Annotated in this window: 14 protein-coding genes; 6 read left to right on the forward strand and 8 right to left on the reverse strand. The window is 70.2% G+C overall.

What is annotated here, in order from left to right; translation table 11 throughout:
• Positions 1-4: 4 nt before the first annotated feature.
• Positions 5-1,249, forward strand: a complete 1,245-nt coding sequence (locus tag CLV67_RS16660; protein ID WP_106319285.1) for a VWA domain-containing protein — start codon at positions 5-7, stop codon at positions 1,247-1,249.
• 2 nt (positions 1,250-1,251) lie between these two features.
• A complete protein-coding gene (locus tag CLV67_RS16665; protein WP_106319287.1) occupies positions 1,252-1,971 on the forward strand; it encodes a peptidase in 720 nt (239 codons plus the stop codon).
• A 42-nt stretch (positions 1,972-2,013) separates the two neighbouring features.
• Here the strand turns inward: CLV67_RS16665 and CLV67_RS16670 are convergent, their stop codons facing one another.
• Together CLV67_RS16670 and CLV67_RS16675 are read right to left on the reverse strand one after the other, a co-directional pair.
• Complete coding sequence (locus CLV67_RS16670) at positions 2,014-3,402, reverse strand: Nramp family divalent metal transporter (protein WP_146169196.1); 1,389 nt, start codon at positions 3,400-3,402, stop codon at positions 2,014-2,016.
• Positions 3,380-4,219, reverse strand: coding sequence for a shikimate dehydrogenase (locus CLV67_RS16675; RefSeq protein WP_106319291.1), 840 nt, complete (start codon positions 4,217-4,219; stop codon positions 3,380-3,382). Before CLV67_RS16675 ends, CLV67_RS16670 begins: the two co-directional genes overlap by 23 nt.
• Before the next feature lie 88 nt (positions 4,220-4,307).
• On the opposite strand from CLV67_RS16675, the gene CLV67_RS16680 reads away from it, so the two are divergent.
• Both CLV67_RS16680 and CLV67_RS16685 read left to right on the forward strand, forming a co-directional pair.
• Positions 4,308-4,961 carry a TetR/AcrR family transcriptional regulator gene (locus CLV67_RS16680; protein ID WP_106319293.1) on the forward strand — a complete coding sequence of 218 codons (654 nt, stop codon included), beginning with the start codon at positions 4,308-4,310 and terminating at the stop codon, positions 4,959-4,961.
• A gap of 7 nt (positions 4,962-4,968) precedes the next feature.
• Positions 4,969-6,798 (forward strand): bifunctional sugar phosphate isomerase/epimerase/4-hydroxyphenylpyruvate dioxygenase family protein, encoded by a 1,830-nt coding sequence (locus CLV67_RS16685; RefSeq protein ID WP_106319295.1) that lies wholly within the window; start codon positions 4,969-4,971, stop codon positions 6,796-6,798.
• A 1,094-nt stretch (positions 6,799-7,892) separates the two neighbouring features.
• Here CLV67_RS16685 and CLV67_RS16690 read toward each other — a convergent pair.
• Genes CLV67_RS16690 through CLV67_RS16710 form a run of 5 tightly spaced genes read right to left on the reverse strand, consistent with a single transcriptional unit; the run spans position 7,893 to position 12,706 of the window.
• Positions 7,893-8,990, reverse strand: coding sequence for a VWA domain-containing protein (locus CLV67_RS16690; protein WP_106319297.1), 1,098 nt, complete (start codon positions 8,988-8,990; stop codon positions 7,893-7,895).
• The gene (locus tag CLV67_RS16695; protein ID WP_106319299.1) at positions 8,990-9,952 is read right to left on the reverse strand and encodes a VWA domain-containing protein; all 963 of its coding nucleotides are present in this window, start codon (positions 9,950-9,952) and stop codon (positions 8,990-8,992) included. Before CLV67_RS16695 ends, CLV67_RS16690 begins: the two co-directional genes overlap by 1 nt.
• Positions 9,949-10,833 (reverse strand): DUF58 domain-containing protein, encoded by an 885-nt coding sequence (locus CLV67_RS16700; protein ID WP_106319301.1) that lies wholly within the window; start codon positions 10,831-10,833, stop codon positions 9,949-9,951. Before CLV67_RS16700 ends, CLV67_RS16695 begins: the two co-directional genes overlap by 4 nt.
• Positions 10,834-11,826: an AAA family ATPase gene (locus CLV67_RS16705; protein ID WP_106319303.1), complete on the reverse strand. Its 993-nt coding sequence runs from the start codon at positions 11,824-11,826 to the stop codon at positions 10,834-10,836.
• Between the two features lie 31 nt (positions 11,827-11,857).
• Positions 11,858-12,706: a S1C family serine protease gene (locus CLV67_RS16710; protein ID WP_106319305.1), complete on the reverse strand. Its 849-nt coding sequence runs from the start codon at positions 12,704-12,706 to the stop codon at positions 11,858-11,860.
• A 214-nt stretch (positions 12,707-12,920) separates the two neighbouring features.
• On the opposite strand from CLV67_RS16710, the gene CLV67_RS16715 reads away from it, so the two are divergent.
• Complete coding sequence (locus tag CLV67_RS16715) at positions 12,921-13,292, forward strand: hypothetical protein (RefSeq protein WP_170153898.1); 372 nt, start codon at positions 12,921-12,923, stop codon at positions 13,290-13,292.
• A 50-nt stretch (positions 13,293-13,342) separates the two neighbouring features.
• Here CLV67_RS16715 and CLV67_RS16720 read toward each other — a convergent pair whose 3' ends face one another.
• The gene (locus tag CLV67_RS16720; protein ID WP_106319310.1) at positions 13,343-14,044 is read right to left on the reverse strand and encodes a carbonic anhydrase; all 702 of its coding nucleotides are present in this window, start codon (positions 14,042-14,044) and stop codon (positions 13,343-13,345) included.
• A gap of 128 nt (positions 14,045-14,172) precedes the next feature.
• Here CLV67_RS16720 and CLV67_RS16725 point away from each other — a divergent pair, with 128 nt between their 5' ends.
• Positions 14,173-16,059, forward strand: a complete 1,887-nt coding sequence (locus CLV67_RS16725; protein WP_106319312.1) for an acyl-CoA dehydrogenase family protein — start codon at positions 14,173-14,175, stop codon at positions 16,057-16,059.
• Positions 16,060-16,107 lie beyond the last annotated feature (48 nt).

Consider the following 16,107-nt stretch of genomic DNA (forward strand, 5'->3'; position numbering starts at 1 on the left):
CCGCGTGATCCACAGAAAACTGTCCATAGTGGCAGCACTAGGATTGATCGCGGTCGCCGTTCCCGGCGCCTCCCCCGCACACGCCGAACCCGGCGCCGAGGCCGAGCCGCCCGTGGTGGAACTCGTCCTCGACGTCAGCGGATCGATGAAGGCCGCCGACATCGACGGCGAGACCCGGATGGCGGTCGCCAAACGTGCCTTCAACGACGTCGTCGACGCCTTGCCGGAGACCACCCAGCTGGGCATCCGGGTGCTCGGCGCCACGTACGGCGGCGAGAACAAGAAGCAGGGCTGCAAGGACACCCAGCAGATCGTCGAGGTCGGCCCGGTCAACCGGGTCGCTGCCAAGAACGCCATCGCCACCCTGAAGCCGACCGGGTTCACCCCGATCGGCCTGGCCCTGCGTGAGGCGGCCAAGGACCTCGACGGCGCCGGTGCGGCCCGCCGGATCGTCCTGATCACCGACGGTGAGGACACCTGCACACCGCCCGACCCGTGCGACGTCGCCCGCGACCTCGCCGCGCAGGGCACCGACCTGGTCGTCGACACACTCGGCCTGGCGCCCGACGAGAAGACCCGCAAGCAGCTGGTCTGCATCTCGCAGGCGACCGGAGGCACGTACGCCTCGGCGCAGAGCGAGGAGGAGCTGACCGACCGGATAAAGCAGCTCGTCGATCGCGCCGCGCTGCCGCCGCCGGTCACCCCGGCCGTGGTCGCCGGCGCGAAGAACTGCGAGGGAGCTCCGCTGCTGGCCGCCGGTGTCTACAGCGACCGGGAGCTGATCGGTGAGCACCGCTTCTACCGGGTCGCCGTCTCCGAGGGTGACGAGCTGCGGGCGTCGGTCAGCATCGCGCTGGACCGGCCGCTCAACCGCGACTACGGGGTGCTGATCAAGGCGGCCACCGTGGACGGTCGTGAGCTGGTCCGCGGCCTGGACGCGGGCAGCGGTCGCGCCGACGTGATCTCGGCGGGCCTGCGCTGGTCCGGTGACGAGGAACCGGCCCTCTCCGCGATCTCGGAGATCTGCCTGATCGTCAGCAACTCGCTCGCCTCGGCCACCGCGGCCGGTGCTCCCGGTATGCCGGTCGAGCTGACCATCGGCCTGGCACCCGCTTCGGAGACTCCGGACGCGCCCGGTCTGGGCCGCGGCTTCCTGCTGCTGCTCGTGCTCGTGATCGCCGGACTGATCGCCGGTGTGCTGGCCGGCTGGCTGACCCGCTGGTGGGTCGCCAAGTGGAAGGAGAACTGACCATGAAGCTCGTTCTTGCGGCGGCCCTTCTTCTCGCCGATCCGACCCCCCTCACGGGCACCGCCGGCACCAGCTATCTGACGGCGGTGGCGATCACGCCGGAGCAGCCGGTGGCGGTGAAGGCCGTCCTCGGCGACTACCTCTACTGGCAGTTCCCCGCGTCCGCCGGGCAGCGGCCGGAGCTGGCCGTCGACGTCGCTCTTCCGGATTCGGGCCGGACCGGGCCGCAGTCGTGGACCGTCGAGGTCTTCGACGGGCTGCGTCGCCGTCAGGCCTGCGTCGGCGGCGAACAGAGCCCGGTGGCCGCCGCTTCGGACACGTCGGTGAAGCTCGGCTGCCGTCTGCGGCAGGTCCGCTCGTGGGCCGAGCCGTGGGACGGTGACCCGCTGCCGGGCACCTACTACGTGCGGCTGTCCAGCACCGAACTGCCGGAGAAGGATCTCGGCCTGCCGGTCGAGGTGAGTCTCGCGCTCACCGCGCCGACCGGTGACACCGGCGCCGACCAGGGCGAGCTCGCCACCCCGCTGGTCCCCGTGAACCAGCCCGGCAAGGTCCTCACGACTCCCGCTCCGACCGGCTCGGCGGCGCCGGAGGAGGACTCGCTCTCGCTGGACTGGCTGCCGGACTTCTCGTCCCGCTGGATCTGGACGGCCGGAGGCGGTGTGCTGGCCGCGATCGCCGGCCTCATCGGCTTCTCCTGGACCCGCAGGCGCCGGGTCTGACTCGTTCCCGGCCCGGGGCACGAGCCCCGGGCCGGGACGTCGTCACAGCTTGTCGAGCTGGGTCACGACCATCGCGATGGCGAAGAAGCCGTAGAAGCCGATCGCCACGAGCATGCCGCCCAGACGCCAGCCCCTCATCCGTACCGGCGCCGGAAGGTCCCTGGTGTTGAGCCGGACCAGCAGGATCGAATAGAGCAGCGTCACCACCGAGGCCGCGCAGGTCGACACGATCAGCAGACCGAGCGGCTGGGTGAAACCGGCCAGCAGGATGGCCGAGCCGAGGATGATCTCCGCCCACACCACGGTCAGGTAGATCCGCGGCTCGGTCCAGCGCGCCGAGTCGGCGAGGTAGTTGCGGCGCAGGAAGTCCGACGCGACCCGGCCGATGATGTCGAGCAGGCCCATCGCGGCCGCCCACAGCGAGACCGCCGCGACCGCCAGGAACAGCAGCTTGAGCCAGGTGCCCACCTCGGCCGCGAAGATGTCGCCCTGGATCCGCAGGAACGACGGGTCCGACTTGAGGTCGTCACGGCCGAAGAGGGTCTCGTACGCCAGCAGGCTCATCACGCCGATCGTGACGAAGCAGACCGCCACGAACGTGACCAGGTGCTCGGCGTTGGCCCGCTTCCACCACAGGTTCCAGCGGCTCAGCGAGGCCTCGTCCAGCGGGAACGAATACCGGTCGGCGCCACCGGCCGCCTCCTCCTGGCCGTTGATCGGGGAGATCAGCCGGGGGACGTGCGCGCCCATCCCGTACCGCTTGTCCCGGATCCAGTTGCTCAGCACCAGGTTGTGCACACCGCCGGCGCCGGCCGCACCGATCGCGCTGAGCAGCATGGTGAACGTGATGCCGTCCGGGATCTGCCCGAACTCGGTGACCGTGGCCTTGGCGCCCTCGCCCCAGGTGCTCAGCGAGATCACGAAGACGACCACGACCAGCAGGAAGAACAGCGTGAGGGCGACCTTGACGACCTCGACCCGCTCGACGGTCTTGTAGACGACCTTGGACAGCGACAGCAGCACGCCGATGGCGAACAGAGTGCCGACCGTGATCCAGACCGGGTCACCGCCGCCGACCAGGTACGTGAAGACGGTGGAGCCGCTGGTCGCCCAGCCGGGCCAGACGTACTGGAAGGCGCCGGCCAGGCAGATCAGGATGCCCCAGCCCTTCCACCAGCGGGAGAAGCCGGCCACCACGGTCTGGCCGGTGGCCAGCGTGTAGCGCTCGATCTCCATGTTGATGACGAACTGCACGGCCAGCGTGGTGAACGCCAGCCAGAGCAGGCCGAGTCCGCCGAGAGCGGTGAGGTACGGCCAGAGGATGATCTCCCCGGCCGCCATACCGATGCCGACGGCGACGACGCCGGGTCCGATCATCCGGCGTAGCGAGGGGGGTTCGGGGAGTTCTTTAGTGGTGGTCTCGGTCAGCATTGCCGCGCTCCAGAAGGTGGGAGAGGTTACGCAACATCCGCGCGATATCGGGGGTACGCCCGGTGAACAGCTCGAACGCGGCGGCGGCCTGGAAAGCGCACATCGCCGTGCCGCCGATCGCCCGCAGGCCGGCGGACCGGGCCGCGCGCAGCAGCTCCGTCTCCACGGGCATGTAAACGATGTCGACGACCCACAGGCCACGGTGGAGTGACTCCGCGGGCAGCGGGATACCGGGGTGGTGGTGCATGCCGATCGGACTGGTGTTGACCAGCCCGTCGGCGTCGGTGAGCAGCTCCGGACCGGCCTCGCGGACGTGAGCCGCGCCGAGGCGATCGGCCAGCTCACCGCCCCGGCCGGGGTCCGGGTCGACGATGGTGAGGCGTTCGACGCCGAGCCCGCGCAGCGCATGGCCGCAGGCGGCCCCGGCGCCGCCCGCACCCAGCTGCACGACGTGACCGGTGGCGGCTCCGTCGAGCTGGAAGCGGAAGGACTCGGCGAATCCGTAGGCGTCGGTGTTGTGGCCGTACCGCCGCCCGTTCTTGAAGACCACGGTGTTGACCGCGCCGATGGCCCGGGCGTTCGGTGACAGGTCGTCGAGGTGCTTGATCACCTGCTGCTTGAAGGGGTGGGTGATGTTGACCCCGGCGAAGCCCGCGCGTTCGGCCTCGTCGAGGAGCCGTTCGAGGTCCGCCGGACTGCCCGTGTCGAACAGCGTGTAGGTGAGCCCGAGGTGGTGGTGGCTCCCCTCGGCCTCGTGCAGGGCGGGTGACAGCGACGCACCGATCCCGGTCCCGATCAGCCCGACGCATACCGCCATCTCGATCTCCGTTTCTAATGTACGAACTGGTACGTTAGTTATCGGGTGTGACGGCAGACACTGTCAAGGCCCACGGCAGACTGGGTTCATGACGCAGGAGAAAACAGTGCGGGCAGAGACGGGCGAACGGCGGCGCGACGCCGAGCGCACCCGCACCGAGCTGCTCGACGTGGCCACCGACGAGTTCGCGGACCGGGGCTACAGCGGGGCCAGAGTGGACGAGATCGCCGCCCGGACCAGGACCACGAAACGGATGATCTACTACTACTTCGGCGGCAAGGAACAGCTCTACCTGGCCGTTCTCGAACGGGCCTACTCGGAGATCCGCGCCGCCGAGCGGACCGCCGACGTCGACCACCTCGACCCCACGGCAGCGGTCCGCCGGCTCGCCGAGGTCACCTTCGACCACCACGAGGCACACCCCGCGTTCATCAAGCTCGTCGGCGTCGAGAACGCGCAGCAGGCCAAGCACATGAACCACGTGGCCCGGCTCGTCGACCTGAACAGCTCCGCGGTCGACCTGCTCGCCGGCGTGCTGGCCCGCGGCGTCGCCGACGGCCTGTTCCGCGACGACGTCGACGCCCTCGACGTCCACATGATGATCAGCTCGTTCTGCTTCTTCCGCGTCGCCAACCGTCACACGTGGGGCGCCCTCTTCGACCGGGACCTGCTGGCCCCGGACCGCCGGGAGCACTACCGCACGATGCTGGGCGACCTGGTAACAGGATATTTACGGAAATGAGGTAATAATGCGGCGGTCGATCGCCACTGTCTGCATCTCCGGAACCCTCGACGACAAGCTGACCGCAGCGGCGGCGGCCGGATTCGACGGCATCGAACTGTTCGAGAACGATCTCGTGGTCTCCCCGTGGTCCCCGTCGGAGGTCCGTTCCCGGTGCGCCGACCTCGGCCTGAGCATCGACCTCTACCAGCCGTTCCGCGACTTCGAGGCGGTCGGCCCTTCACTACTGCGACGGAATCTGGACCGCGCAGCCAGAAAGTTCGACGTGATGGCTTCACTGGGCGTCGACACCGTGCTGGTCTGCTCGTCGGTGTCACCGGACAGTGTCGACGACGACGAACTGGCCGCCTCCCAGCTTGCCGCTCTGGCCGACCGCGCCGGGGAACGGGGCATGCGGATCGCCTACGAGGCCCTCGCCTGGGGCCGGCACGTCTCCACTTGGGACCACTCGTGGCGCATCGTCCAGCTCGCCGACCATCCCGCGCTGGGACTCTGCCTCGACTCGTTCCACGTACTGTCGCGTGAGGTGAGCCCCGACGGGATCGCCGGCATCACCCCCGGCAAGATCTTCTTCCTGCAGCTGGCCGACGCGCCACACCTGCGGATGGACGTGCTGCAGTGGAGCCGCCACCACCGCCTCTTCCCGGGTCAGGGCGCCTTCGACCTACCCCGTTTCGTTGAGCTGGTGCTCGCTGCCGGTTACGACGGACCGCTGTCCCTCGAGGTCTTCAACGACGTGTTCCGCCAGGCCGACCCGGCCCGTACCGCGGTCGACGCGATGCGCTCGCTGACAGCCCTGGAGGACCGGCTCGGCTCACGCCGCCTCCCACCAGCTCCGGACCTGACCGGTCACGCGTTCACCGAGTTCGCCGTCGACGGCCACTCCGGCCCGGAACTGCGCTCGGCGCTGCGCGGCCTGGGCTTCGCCCACACCGGCCAGCACCGCACCAAGCCCGTCGAACTATGGGAACAGGCCGCCTGCCGCATCGTCCTGAACAGTGCCGTCACCCATCCCGGCCCGGCCATGATCAGCGCTTTCGCGGTCACCTCGTCCGACCCGCTGCGCTCGCTGGCCCGCGCCGAGGCACTGTCGGCACCCGCCCACCCCAACGTCCGCGAACCCGGCGAGGCCGAACTGGCCGCCATCACCGCCCCCGACGGCACCAGCGTCTTCGTCACCCACCCCGGCGACGACTGGCGCTCCGACTTCCTCCCGACCGGCGGCACTGCCAGTGGCGATGCCGGGCTGCTCACGGTCGATCACCTGGGCCTGGCCCAGCCGTTCGACCACTTCGACGAGGCCGGGCTCTTCTACCAGTCGGTGCTCGGCCTCGAGCATCTCGCCACCGAGGAGTACGCGGCCCCGTACGGCCTGATGCGCTCACGAGCCATGTCGAACCCGTCCCGCGCGGTCCGCCTGGCCCTCACGGTGGCCGTGCTGCGCCGCGGTGAGTGGGCCCCCGCCGTGGCCGACCCGCAGCACGTGGCGTTCACCACCGCCGACATCGTCGCCACGGCCGCCGCCCTGACCCTGCCGAAGCTGCGGATCCCCGACAACTACTACGACGACCTGGCCGCCCGTTTCGCCCTGCCGGACGACTTCATCACCACCCTGAGCAGGCACGGAATCCTCTACGACCGCGACCCGTCCGGCAGCGAACTGCTGCACCTCTACACCCCGGTCTTCGGCGGCCGCGTCTTCTTCGAGATCATCGAGCGCCGCCACGGCTACGACCGCTCCGGCGAACCCAACGCCCCGGTCCGCATGGCCGCCCAGCGTCACCGGCGCCTAACAACCTCAAACCACCCATATGGTACGAGCCAAGCAGTCCCGTAAGCCACCCAGTCCCGGACTACAACGCGACGCAGGCCTACCGTCCCGGCCCCAACGCGCCCGCCGGGGCTGAGGGCGGCCCCTCAGACCCCGCTTCACCGCCCGCCGGCCCCCGCTCGCCGGCCCCTGCCCGCCGGGCCTGCTGCCTGCGGTCCCTGCCGCTCGCTCGGCCGCATGGTGACCTCGCCCATACGCACGCCACAGATCACCACGCAATCGGAAGGAGCGGTCATCACTCAGCGCAGCATCAAGCCCGCGGAGATTCCGCTCCCGGCTACCGGTGTCAATCGGCAAGCCCGGAGACACGACGCTCCCTTGCCCGGGAGAGCGGTGTTGTGGAGGGCCGACACTACGGCGGCAGGGTCACACGTAGCGGCTGCATAAGACCCTCCCACCGCGATGGCACGGCCAGTCCCCGCAGCGGTGAGGTCACACGTAACGGCTCCGCGCGACCCTCCCGTCGCGATGGCGACGGTGGGCGTCCACGACCCTGCAGTGTGGGACTTCACCGTCGTTGCCTGCGACGTCCGAAGCACACGCGAAGCCCGGGCGTGTGCCCCGCGGCATGCGGGCGGGCGGCGGCACGCGGAACCGCCCGTCGTGATCGTCCGGCGGCCCGGGGTTGCGCGGAACCCGCGAGCAGCGGGGACCCACAGGCAGCAGACACGGCAGCGGGCGAACGACAGGAACCCACAGGCAGAGCAGGCACGGCGGGCGAGCGGCAGGGACCCACGGGCAGAGGACACGGCAGCGAGCGAACGACAGGAACCCACAGGCAGCAGACACGGCGGACAGGGCTGGTGGGCGGCGCTGGCGGGCGGGCGGCGCTGGCGGGCGGGCGGCGCTGGCGGGCGGGCGGCGAAGCGGGGGATCGGAAGGCGCCGCTGCCACCCGCCGTGTCGCGCTTCCGGACAAATCGCCGCCCCGGCCGACGGCGTGCCAGAGACGGCGTGCCAGAGACGGCGTGCCGGGGACACCCGGTGCTGGGCGTGGTAAGACGGTGAGCAGGGATTCAGCCCGAAAGGCGCGCTGATGGGCCGGAGTCTCGCCCTCGTCGCGTCGTAGTGCGGGACGTCATCGATGCGTCCGGAAATTGCCTAGGGCGTACCGCCGGAGGGTCTTTTGATCGCCGGACCTCGATTCCACCAGAGCGAGAGCGTGACGCCCGCCGTGACCAGCAGTGTTCCGAGGAGCAGGAACCAGACGCTGACCTCGACGTTCTGCTTGGTGAGGCCGAACTCGCGGGGCAGGTCGGCGAGGACGTCGGTGAGCTGTTCGGCGTCCTCGGCCTTGAAGTAGCGACCGCCGGTCAGGTCGGCGACCCGGGTCAGGGCCTCCTCGTCGATCTCGCGGTTGCCGCCGCCGCGTCCGCCGCCGCCGAAGCCGCCGCCGCCGAAACCGCCGCCGCCCATGAAGGCGGAGTCGCCGCTGACCTGGTTGGCGGTGCAGACCATCTGCTGCGGGTTGGTGGTGCCGAAGCCGATCGTGTAGACGCGCAAGCGCCGGGCCGCGGCCTGTTCGGCGGCGGTGACCGGGTCGACGCCGGTGGTGTTGGAGCCGTCGGTGAGCACCACGATCGTGTCGGCGTGATAGTCGACCGGGGTGCCGTCGGGGGTGGTGGCGTTGAGTTCGACGCCGGTGCCGGCCACCTCGGGGTTGATCTCGGCGATCGCGTCGATCGAGGTCAGGATGGCCTGGCCGATGGCGGTGCCGCGGGCGGTCTTGAGGTTCTCGATGGCCTCCAGCAGGGGCTTCTTGTCGCTGGTCGGCGGGACGAGCAGGCCGGCGATGCCGGAGAAGGCGACCAGGCCGATCCGGGTGTCGCCCTCCTGTGCGTCGACGAACTCGCGGGCCGCTTCGACCGCTACGGCCAGCCTGTTCGGGGCGATGTCGGTGTTGCACATCGAGCCGGACACGTCGATGGCCAGCAGGATCGTGGTGTCGTTCGAGGGGACCGCGACCGACGCCTGTGGCCGGGCCACGCCGGTGGCCAGGGCCAGCAGGCCGATCAGGAACAGGTAGACGGGAATGCGCCGGCGCCAGGCGGTGCGGCCGGGCAGGGCGGCCCGGATCAGCGCGATGCTGGACACGGTGACGGCGGTGCGTTTGCGGCGGCGGTTGAACCACCAGCGGGCGAGCAGCAGCAGCGGCACCGCGAGGACCGCGGCCAGCGCCCAGGGCCAGCTCAGCGACATCAGACGATCCTTCCGTGCCAGCGGACGCCCAGCAGGCCGCCGAGGGTGAGCAGCAGCAGGGCCGCGGCCGCGAAGGGTGCGGTCAGCTCTATCGGTTCCTTCTCGGTGGTGAGCCGCAGGTCGATCGAGCCGGTGCTCGCGGCCAGGGCGGCGGCGTCGCCGGCCTGCTGGTACGAGCCACCGGTGACCTGGGCGACCGTGCTGAGCAGGGTCTCGTCGAGGGCGGTGCCGAGCTGGAAGCCGTCGACCTCGACGGTCGCGCCCTTGGCGGTGCCGACGCCGACGGTCTGGATCCGCACACCGGCGGCCGCGGCGAGTTCGGCGGCGGCCTGCACGTCGGGTCCGCCGGTCTCCTCGCCGTCGGAGAAGACGACGATGGTGGCCGACGGCCAGTAGCCGAGGTCCGGGGCGGCCGCCCCCTCGGCCGGGAGGCTCACGGGCTTGCCGGTGATGGTGCCGAGCGCGACCAGGATGGCCTGGCCCAGCGACGTGCCACCACCGGCCGAGGCCCGCCCGATCGCGGCGATCGCGGCGTTGTGGTCGTCGGTGGGCGCCTGGGTGAGCAGGGCCTGGTCACCGAAGACGAGGACGCCGACGTCGACGGTGTCCGGCTGGTCCTGGACGTACGCCTTCGCGGCCTCCTGGGCGGCGCCGAGCCGGGTCGGCGCCACGTCGTTCGCGGACATGCTGTTGGAGATGTCGAAGGCGAGCAGCACGGTGCCGGCGACGCGGGGCACGGCCACCTCGGCCTGCGGGCGGGCCAGGCCGACCAGCATCACCGGCAGGGCGGCCAGCAGCAGGGCGGTCGGGAGGTGCTTGCGTACGCCCCCGCCGCCCAGGCTCTTGAATCCGGCCGCCGCCAGGGCCGCCGACCGTCGCTTCTGCAGGGCCACGTATCCGGCCGTCGCGGCGGCGGTGAGCAGGACGGCGATCGCGATGACGGCCGGGTAGAGGAAGGTCACCGGCGCCTCCGTCCGGATCGGCGGACCATGTCGACCAGGGCGGCGAGCATGTCCTGGTCGGTGGTTATCCGGTGGGCGTCGACTCCGGCCCGGCGCATGCCGGCGGCCAGCTCCTCCTCGCGGTTGCCGACCTGCTCGGTGAGGCGGGCGCGCAGCAGCGGGTCGCTGGTGTCGACGAGGAGTTGTTCGCCGGTCTCGGCGTCCTCGACGAGGACGAGTCCGAGGTCCGGGAGTTCGAGTTCGGCGGGGTCGACGACGCGGATGACGACGACCTCGTGGCGGTGGGTGAGCTGGGCGAGCGGGCGGTCCCAGCCGGGGTCGCCGATGAAGTCGGACATGACGAAGACGAGGCTGCGCCGTTGTGCCGTCGTCGAGGCGGCAAGGCGGAGCATGGCGGCCAGATCCGTTGTCTTGTCCGACTTCTTCGTGACTTCTTTCGTCGCGTCGCGCGCGATCCGCAGGATCTGGTCTCTCCCGGTGCGCGGCGGGATGATCCGATGCGACTGATTGTCGAACAGAATCGCCCCCACCCGGTTTCCGCCCTGGGAGATCAGCCTGGCGATGGCGATCGCGAGTGACGAGGCGACCGACTCCTTGCCGTCACCACCACCGAAACGCATCGACGCCGACCGGTCGATCACCAGCCAGGCCGTCATCTCCCGGTCCTCGGTGTACTGCCGGACGAACGGCTCGTCGAGACGTGCCGTCACGTTCCAGTCGATGTGCCGGACGTCGTCCTCGGGCGTGTACGAGCGCAGGTCGGTGAAGTCGAGACCGGCACCGTGCCACACGGTCCGGTAGGACCCCTGCAGGCGCCCGTCGAGGCGGCGCCCGAGTTTCCACTCGAGGCGCCGCAGCAGGCGATCGGGGGCGGTGGACATCTAGCGACCCCGGCCGGCCGGCTCCGGGAACGACATGTTCGCCACGATCTTCGCGATGATCAGATCCGCGGTGACCTCGTCGGACAGCGCCTCGTAGGAGAGCACGAGCCGGTGCCGCAGAACATCAAGGGCGAGATCACCCAAATCCTCGGGTACGACGTACTCGCGCCCACGGATGTAGGCGAGCGCCCGCGCCGCGAGCACCAGACTGATCGACGACCGTGGGCTGGCGCCGAAGGTGACGTATCGGGCGAGGTCGGTGAGCCCGACCCGGCCCGGTTCGCGGGTGGCGTGTGCGAGGTTGACCGCGTACTCGATGAGCGACGGGTCGACGTAGACGCGGTCGGCCTCCTCCTGCAGGCCGGTGAGGACCGCCGGGTCGATGATCTTCTGGATCACCGCGGGCCGGGTCAGTGCCCGCTCGACAACCACGAACTCCTCGGTGACGCTCGGGTAGCCGACGACGACCTTCATCATGAACCGGTCGACCTGGGCCTCGGGCAGTGGATAGACGCCCTCGTTCTCGATCGGGTTCTGGGTGGCCATGACGAGGAACGGGTTCGGCAGCTTGTGCGTCTCGCGGCCGATGGTGACCTGGCGCTCCTGCATGGTCTCCAGCAGGGCGCTCTGCACCTTGGCCGGCGCCCGGTTGATCTCGTCGGCCAGCAGCAGGTTGGTGAAGACCGGGCCGAGCTGCACCTGGAACTCGCCGGTCGGCTGGTGGTAGACCCGGGTGCCGACGATGTCGGCAGGCACCAGGTCGGGCGTGAACTGCACCCGGTGGAAGTCGCCGCCGATCGCCCCGGCCAGCGACTTGACGGCCAGCGTCTTGGCCAGGCCGGGCACGCCCTCGACCAGGATGTGCCCGCGGGCCAGCAGCGCCACGATGAGGCGTTCGAGCAGGTTGTCCTGGCCGACGATGGTCTTCTTGACCTCGTACAGCACCTTCTCGATCGGGCCGGCGGAGGCGGGCGGGGCGTCGGTCCAGCTCATTCGTCCATCCTTGCTGTCAGGGAACGCGTTGTCACAGCGGTGGCGCCTGTCCTTCACCCTCGCCGCCGCCGAGGGCCGCACCGATCGGGACGGCGAAACCGATGCCGATGAAGGTGCCCGCACCGCTCGGGTTGGCCAGCGCGATGACGATGCCGACCACCTGCCCGCGGTCGTTGATGAGCGGTCCGCCGGAGTTGCCCGGGTTGACCGCCGCGTCGAACTGGATGAGGCCCTCGATGGCGGCCTCTCCCCCGTCCCGGTTCATCCTGCGCTCGAGCCCGGAGACGACGCCGCTGCTGGTGCTGAACGTGAGGCCGAGCGGGTTGCCGATCGCCACCACGTCGTCGCCCACCTGCGTGCCGCCGCCGAGCACGGCCGGGACCAGGGTCTCCGGCAGCTTGTCGGGGGTGAGGGTGGCGATGTCCCGCGACGGGTCCTCGCTCGCCATCCGCGCGGTCGCCTTGGTGCCGTCGGCGTAGGTCAGCCGGATCTCCTCGGCACCGTCGATGACGTGCAGCGCGGTGAGAACGGTGCCGTCGGCGTTGGCGATCACGCCGGTGCCGGTGCCGGCTTCCAGACGGGCGCGCGAGTCGTGCCCGGTGGTCTCGATCAGCACCACGGACGGGGTGAGCGCCTGATAGACCTCGGCGACGGTGAACGGCGTCTCGGAAGCGGACGGGGAGACCGACGGTCGCGCCGCGATGGACGCCGGATCGTCTCCACCGCCGCGGACGACAACGATCGCGGTAATCGCCACGGCCCAGGTTACGATCGCGCCGATGAGCACCCTGCGGCGCAGCTCAGCGGTGTTCCACCGGGGCTTCGGCTCCGCCGGGACGGGCTCCGGCTCGGCCGGGCCGTCCGGGCGGAGCACCGTCATCACGGCACGACCGCCAGACTCTGCATCCATCGACCCTAGAAGCGTTTCCTAGGAATCCGCCATGAGAGTTCTGATGGTTTCCGGGACGCAAAATCCGCCACAGGTTCATGAAACATGGCATACCCCCGCAGACCCTGCGGTCTTGCCGCATCGCTACCGGAGTGCTTAGGTATCGATGAAGTCCGATGTATACGGGGAGCAATCGGAGGTAATGATGAAGTCCGCACGCACTCTGGCGACCGCCGCCGTGGCCGGCACGATCCTCTCGGCCGGGCTGTTCTCGAGCCCCGCACAGGCCGCCAGCGAGTCCTTCACCCTGTGTGTGACCCCGCTGACGTGCGCGTCGGCGTCGGTCAGCGGCACGGTGAACTGGACCACGAACACCCTGACCGCCACGGGCGTCAACAACGCCTACCCCACCGCCACCGTGACGGTGTCCACGACCAGCCGGATCACCCAGGTCAGCCTGGTCCGTGGCGTCCGGCGCACCTTCACCCAGACGTTCGCGGCCACCGACCAGACCCTGACCGTGCGACTGTGCGCACCGGTCAACACCTGCAACTCGGTGACGCTGACCCGGTCCTGAAACACGAACAGGGGCGGCACCATGACGGTGCCGCCCCTGTTCGTGTGCTGTCAGGCGATGACGGTGACCTTGCCGGTGTCCAGGTCGTAACGGGCGCCGACGACCTTCATGTGCCCGGCGCCGACCTTCTCCCGGATGACGGCGCTCTGCGCCAGTACGGCCGCGACCTGCGCCCTGACGTTCGCCTGGACGCCCTGCTCGACGGCGTCGGCGCCATTGGCGTACGGGCCCACGATCGGGGTCAGCGCCTCGACGATCGACTGGATGTGGCCGGGTGCCTTCCCGCCGGTCCGCACACAGCCCTGGGTGGCGGCGACGGCACCGCACCGTTCGTGGCCCAGCACCATGACCAGCGGCGGCACGAATTCCTCGGCCGCGTACTCCATGCTGCCCAGCAGCAGGTCGCTCACCACGTTGCCGGCCACCCGGTTCGTGAACAGGTCACCGATGCCCTGGTCGAAGAGCAGTTCGGGGGCGACCCGCGAGTCGGCGCAGCCCAGGATGATCGCGATCGGGTGCTGACCGGCGGCGACGGCGTGGATCCGCTCCCGGCTCTGGTGCGGGTGCTTGGGCGTGCAGGAGACGAAACGCTTGTTGCCGGCGAGGAGGTTCGCGAGCACCTCGTCCGGGGTCAGGCCCGAGTCGGCGGCGAACGCGGCCGAGGAGGAACCGATCGCACCGAGGGCGACCGAACCGGCAACGGCACCGCCGGCACCGAGGAAGAGGCGGCGGTTGAGCTTCGTCTGCAGCATGTGATCTCCGAACGTTCGTCTTGGCTGGCGCCAGGACTGTTCGACCCGCCCGGGCCGCAGCGAAGGACCGGCAACCGAATGCCTACCGACGGCTACCGTTCGGTAACGGAGGTGGGTAGCGTGCCTTTATGAGCACCACACAGCGCAGCAACGCCCATGTCTCCGAGAAGCAGGCGCGGCAGACCGCTGAGGCCGCTCGCGAGTCCGAGTGGAGCCGGCCCAGCTTCGGCAAGGAACTGTTCCTCGGGAGATTCCGGCTCGACCTCATCCATCCACGGCCGGCCGCCGAGCCACGGCCCGAGTTCCTGGACTCTCTGGAGAGCTATCTGCGCTCCGACGTGGACGGGGCCCTCATCGAGCGCGAGGCACGCATCCCCGACGAGGTCTTCCGCGGCCTCGCCGAGCTCGGCGCGTTCGGCATGAAGATCGATCCGGAGTACGGCGGTCTCGGCCTGTCCAATCTGCACTACTGCCAGGCGCTGACGATGACCGGCTCGGTCAACGCCGCGGTGGGTGCGCTGCTCTCCGCGCACCAGTCGATCGGTGTGCCCCAGCCGCTGAAGACGTTCGGCACGCCGGAGCAGAAGAAGGCGTTCCTGCCACGGCTGGCTGCCGGCGAGGTGTCGGCGTTCCTGCTCACCGAACCGGACGTCGGCTCCGACCCGGCCCGCCTGGGCACCGTAGCCGAGCCGGTCGAGGGTGGCTACAAGCTCAACGGCGTGAAGCTGTGGGCCACCAACGGCACGGTCGCCACCCTGCTCGTGGTGATGGCCCGCGTCCCGGACAAGGGCATCACCGCCTTCGTGGTCGAGGGCGACTCGCAGGGCATCACGGTGGAGCGGCGCAACGCATTCCTCGGCCTGCGTGGCCTGGAGAACAGCGTGACCCGCTTCCACGACGTGTTCGTGCCGGAGGCGAACGTCATCGGCGGGCTCGGCAAGGGCCTGCGGATCGCACTGACCACGTTGAACACCGGTCGCCTGTCGCTGCCGGCGATGTGTGTCGCCGCCGGCAAGCGGGCGCTGGGGATCGCCCGCGAGTGGTCGGCCGACCGGGTGCAGTGGGGACGGCCGCTCGGCGAGCACGAGGCGGTGGCCAAGAAGATCGCGTTCATCGCGGCCTCGACGTACGCCATGGAGTCCATGCTGGACCTCTGCTGCCTGATCGCCGACGACCAGCGCAACGACATCCGGATCGAGGCGGCGCTGGTCAAACTGTTCGCCAGCGAGATCGCCTGGCAGGTGGCCGACGAGCTGATCCAGATCCGCGGCGGCCGGGGCTACGAGACGGCCGACTCGCTGACCGCGCGGGGCGAGCGCGGGGCCGAGTCCGAGCAGATCCTGCGCGACCTGCGGATCAACCGGATCTTCGAGGGCTCGACCGAGATCATGCACCTGCTCATCGCCCGCGAGGCGGTGGACGCGCACCTCTCGGTGGCCGGCGACATCATCGACCCGGAGGCGGATCTGCGTCGCAAGGCCCGGGCCGGGGCCAGGGCTGGCGCGTTCTACGCCAGGTGGCTGCCCACGCTCGCGGTCGGTCAGGGTCAGAATCCGGGGGCGTACGCCGAGTTCGGTCCCCTGGCGGCGCATCTGCGGTACGTGGAGCGGGCTTCGCGCAAACTGGCCCGGTCCACGTTCCTCGGGATGTCGCGCTGGCAGGGCCGGCTGGAACGCAAGCAGGCCTTCCTCGGCCGCCTGGTCGACATCGGCGCGGAGCTGTTCGCGATGACGTCGGTGTGCGTGCGCGCCAACGCCGACCTGCCGGACCGCCCGGAGGGGCGCGAGCTGGCCGACCTGTTCTGCAGGCAGGCCAGGCTGCGGATCGAGGCGGGGTTCGGCGCGCTGTGGGACAACACCGACAGCCTGGACGTGAAGGCCGCGAAGCGGGTCGTCGGCGGCCGCTACCGGTTCCTGGAGGACGGCGTGATCACCCCGGACTCCGACGCGCCCTGGGTGTCCCCCTGGACGGCCGGGCCGAGCACCGCCGAGGACGTGCGCAGACGCCTGAAATGAGGAAAGTCCCCGGGCCGACGGCCCGGGGACTTCTCTCAGCTGACGACG

The organism is Actinoplanes italicus (assembly GCF_003001815.1).
Classification (GTDB): domain Bacteria; phylum Actinomycetota; class Actinomycetes; order Mycobacteriales; family Micromonosporaceae; genus Actinoplanes; species Actinoplanes italicus.

Bases quoted from the DNA above. Each gene is read 5' to 3' on its own strand.
- CLV67_RS16665 (WP_106319287.1), top strand. From the start codon at position 1,252: ATGAAGCTCGTTCTTGCGGCGGCCCTTCTTCTCGCCGATCCGACCCCC.
- CLV67_RS16670 (WP_146169196.1), bottom strand. From the start codon at position 3,402: ATGCTGACCGAGACCACCACTAAAGAACTCCCCGAACCCCCCTCGCTA.
- CLV67_RS16675 (WP_106319291.1), bottom strand. From the start codon at position 4,219: ATGGCGGTATGCGTCGGGCTGATCGGGACCGGGATCGGTGCGTCGCTG.
- CLV67_RS16680 (WP_106319293.1), top strand. From the start codon at position 4,308: ATGACGCAGGAGAAAACAGTGCGGGCAGAGACGGGCGAACGGCGGCGC.
- CLV67_RS16685 (WP_106319295.1), top strand. From the start codon at position 4,969: ATGCGGCGGTCGATCGCCACTGTCTGCATCTCCGGAACCCTCGACGAC.
- CLV67_RS16690 (WP_106319297.1), bottom strand. From the start codon at position 8,990: ATGTCGCTGAGCTGGCCCTGGGCGCTGGCCGCGGTCCTCGCGGTGCCG.
- CLV67_RS16700 (WP_106319301.1), bottom strand. From the start codon at position 10,833: ATGTCCACCGCCCCCGATCGCCTGCTGCGGCGCCTCGAGTGGAAACTC.
- CLV67_RS16705 (WP_106319303.1), bottom strand. From the start codon at position 11,826: ATGAGCTGGACCGACGCCCCGCCCGCCTCCGCCGGCCCGATCGAGAAG.
- CLV67_RS16710 (WP_106319305.1), bottom strand. From the start codon at position 12,706: ATGACGGTGCTCCGCCCGGACGGCCCGGCCGAGCCGGAGCCCGTCCCG.
- CLV67_RS16715 (WP_170153898.1), top strand. From the start codon at position 12,921: ATGAAGTCCGCACGCACTCTGGCGACCGCCGCCGTGGCCGGCACGATC.
- CLV67_RS16720 (WP_106319310.1), bottom strand. From the start codon at position 14,044: ATGCTGCAGACGAAGCTCAACCGCCGCCTCTTCCTCGGTGCCGGCGGT.
- CLV67_RS16725 (WP_106319312.1), top strand. From the start codon at position 14,173: ATGAGCACCACACAGCGCAGCAACGCCCATGTCTCCGAGAAGCAGGCG.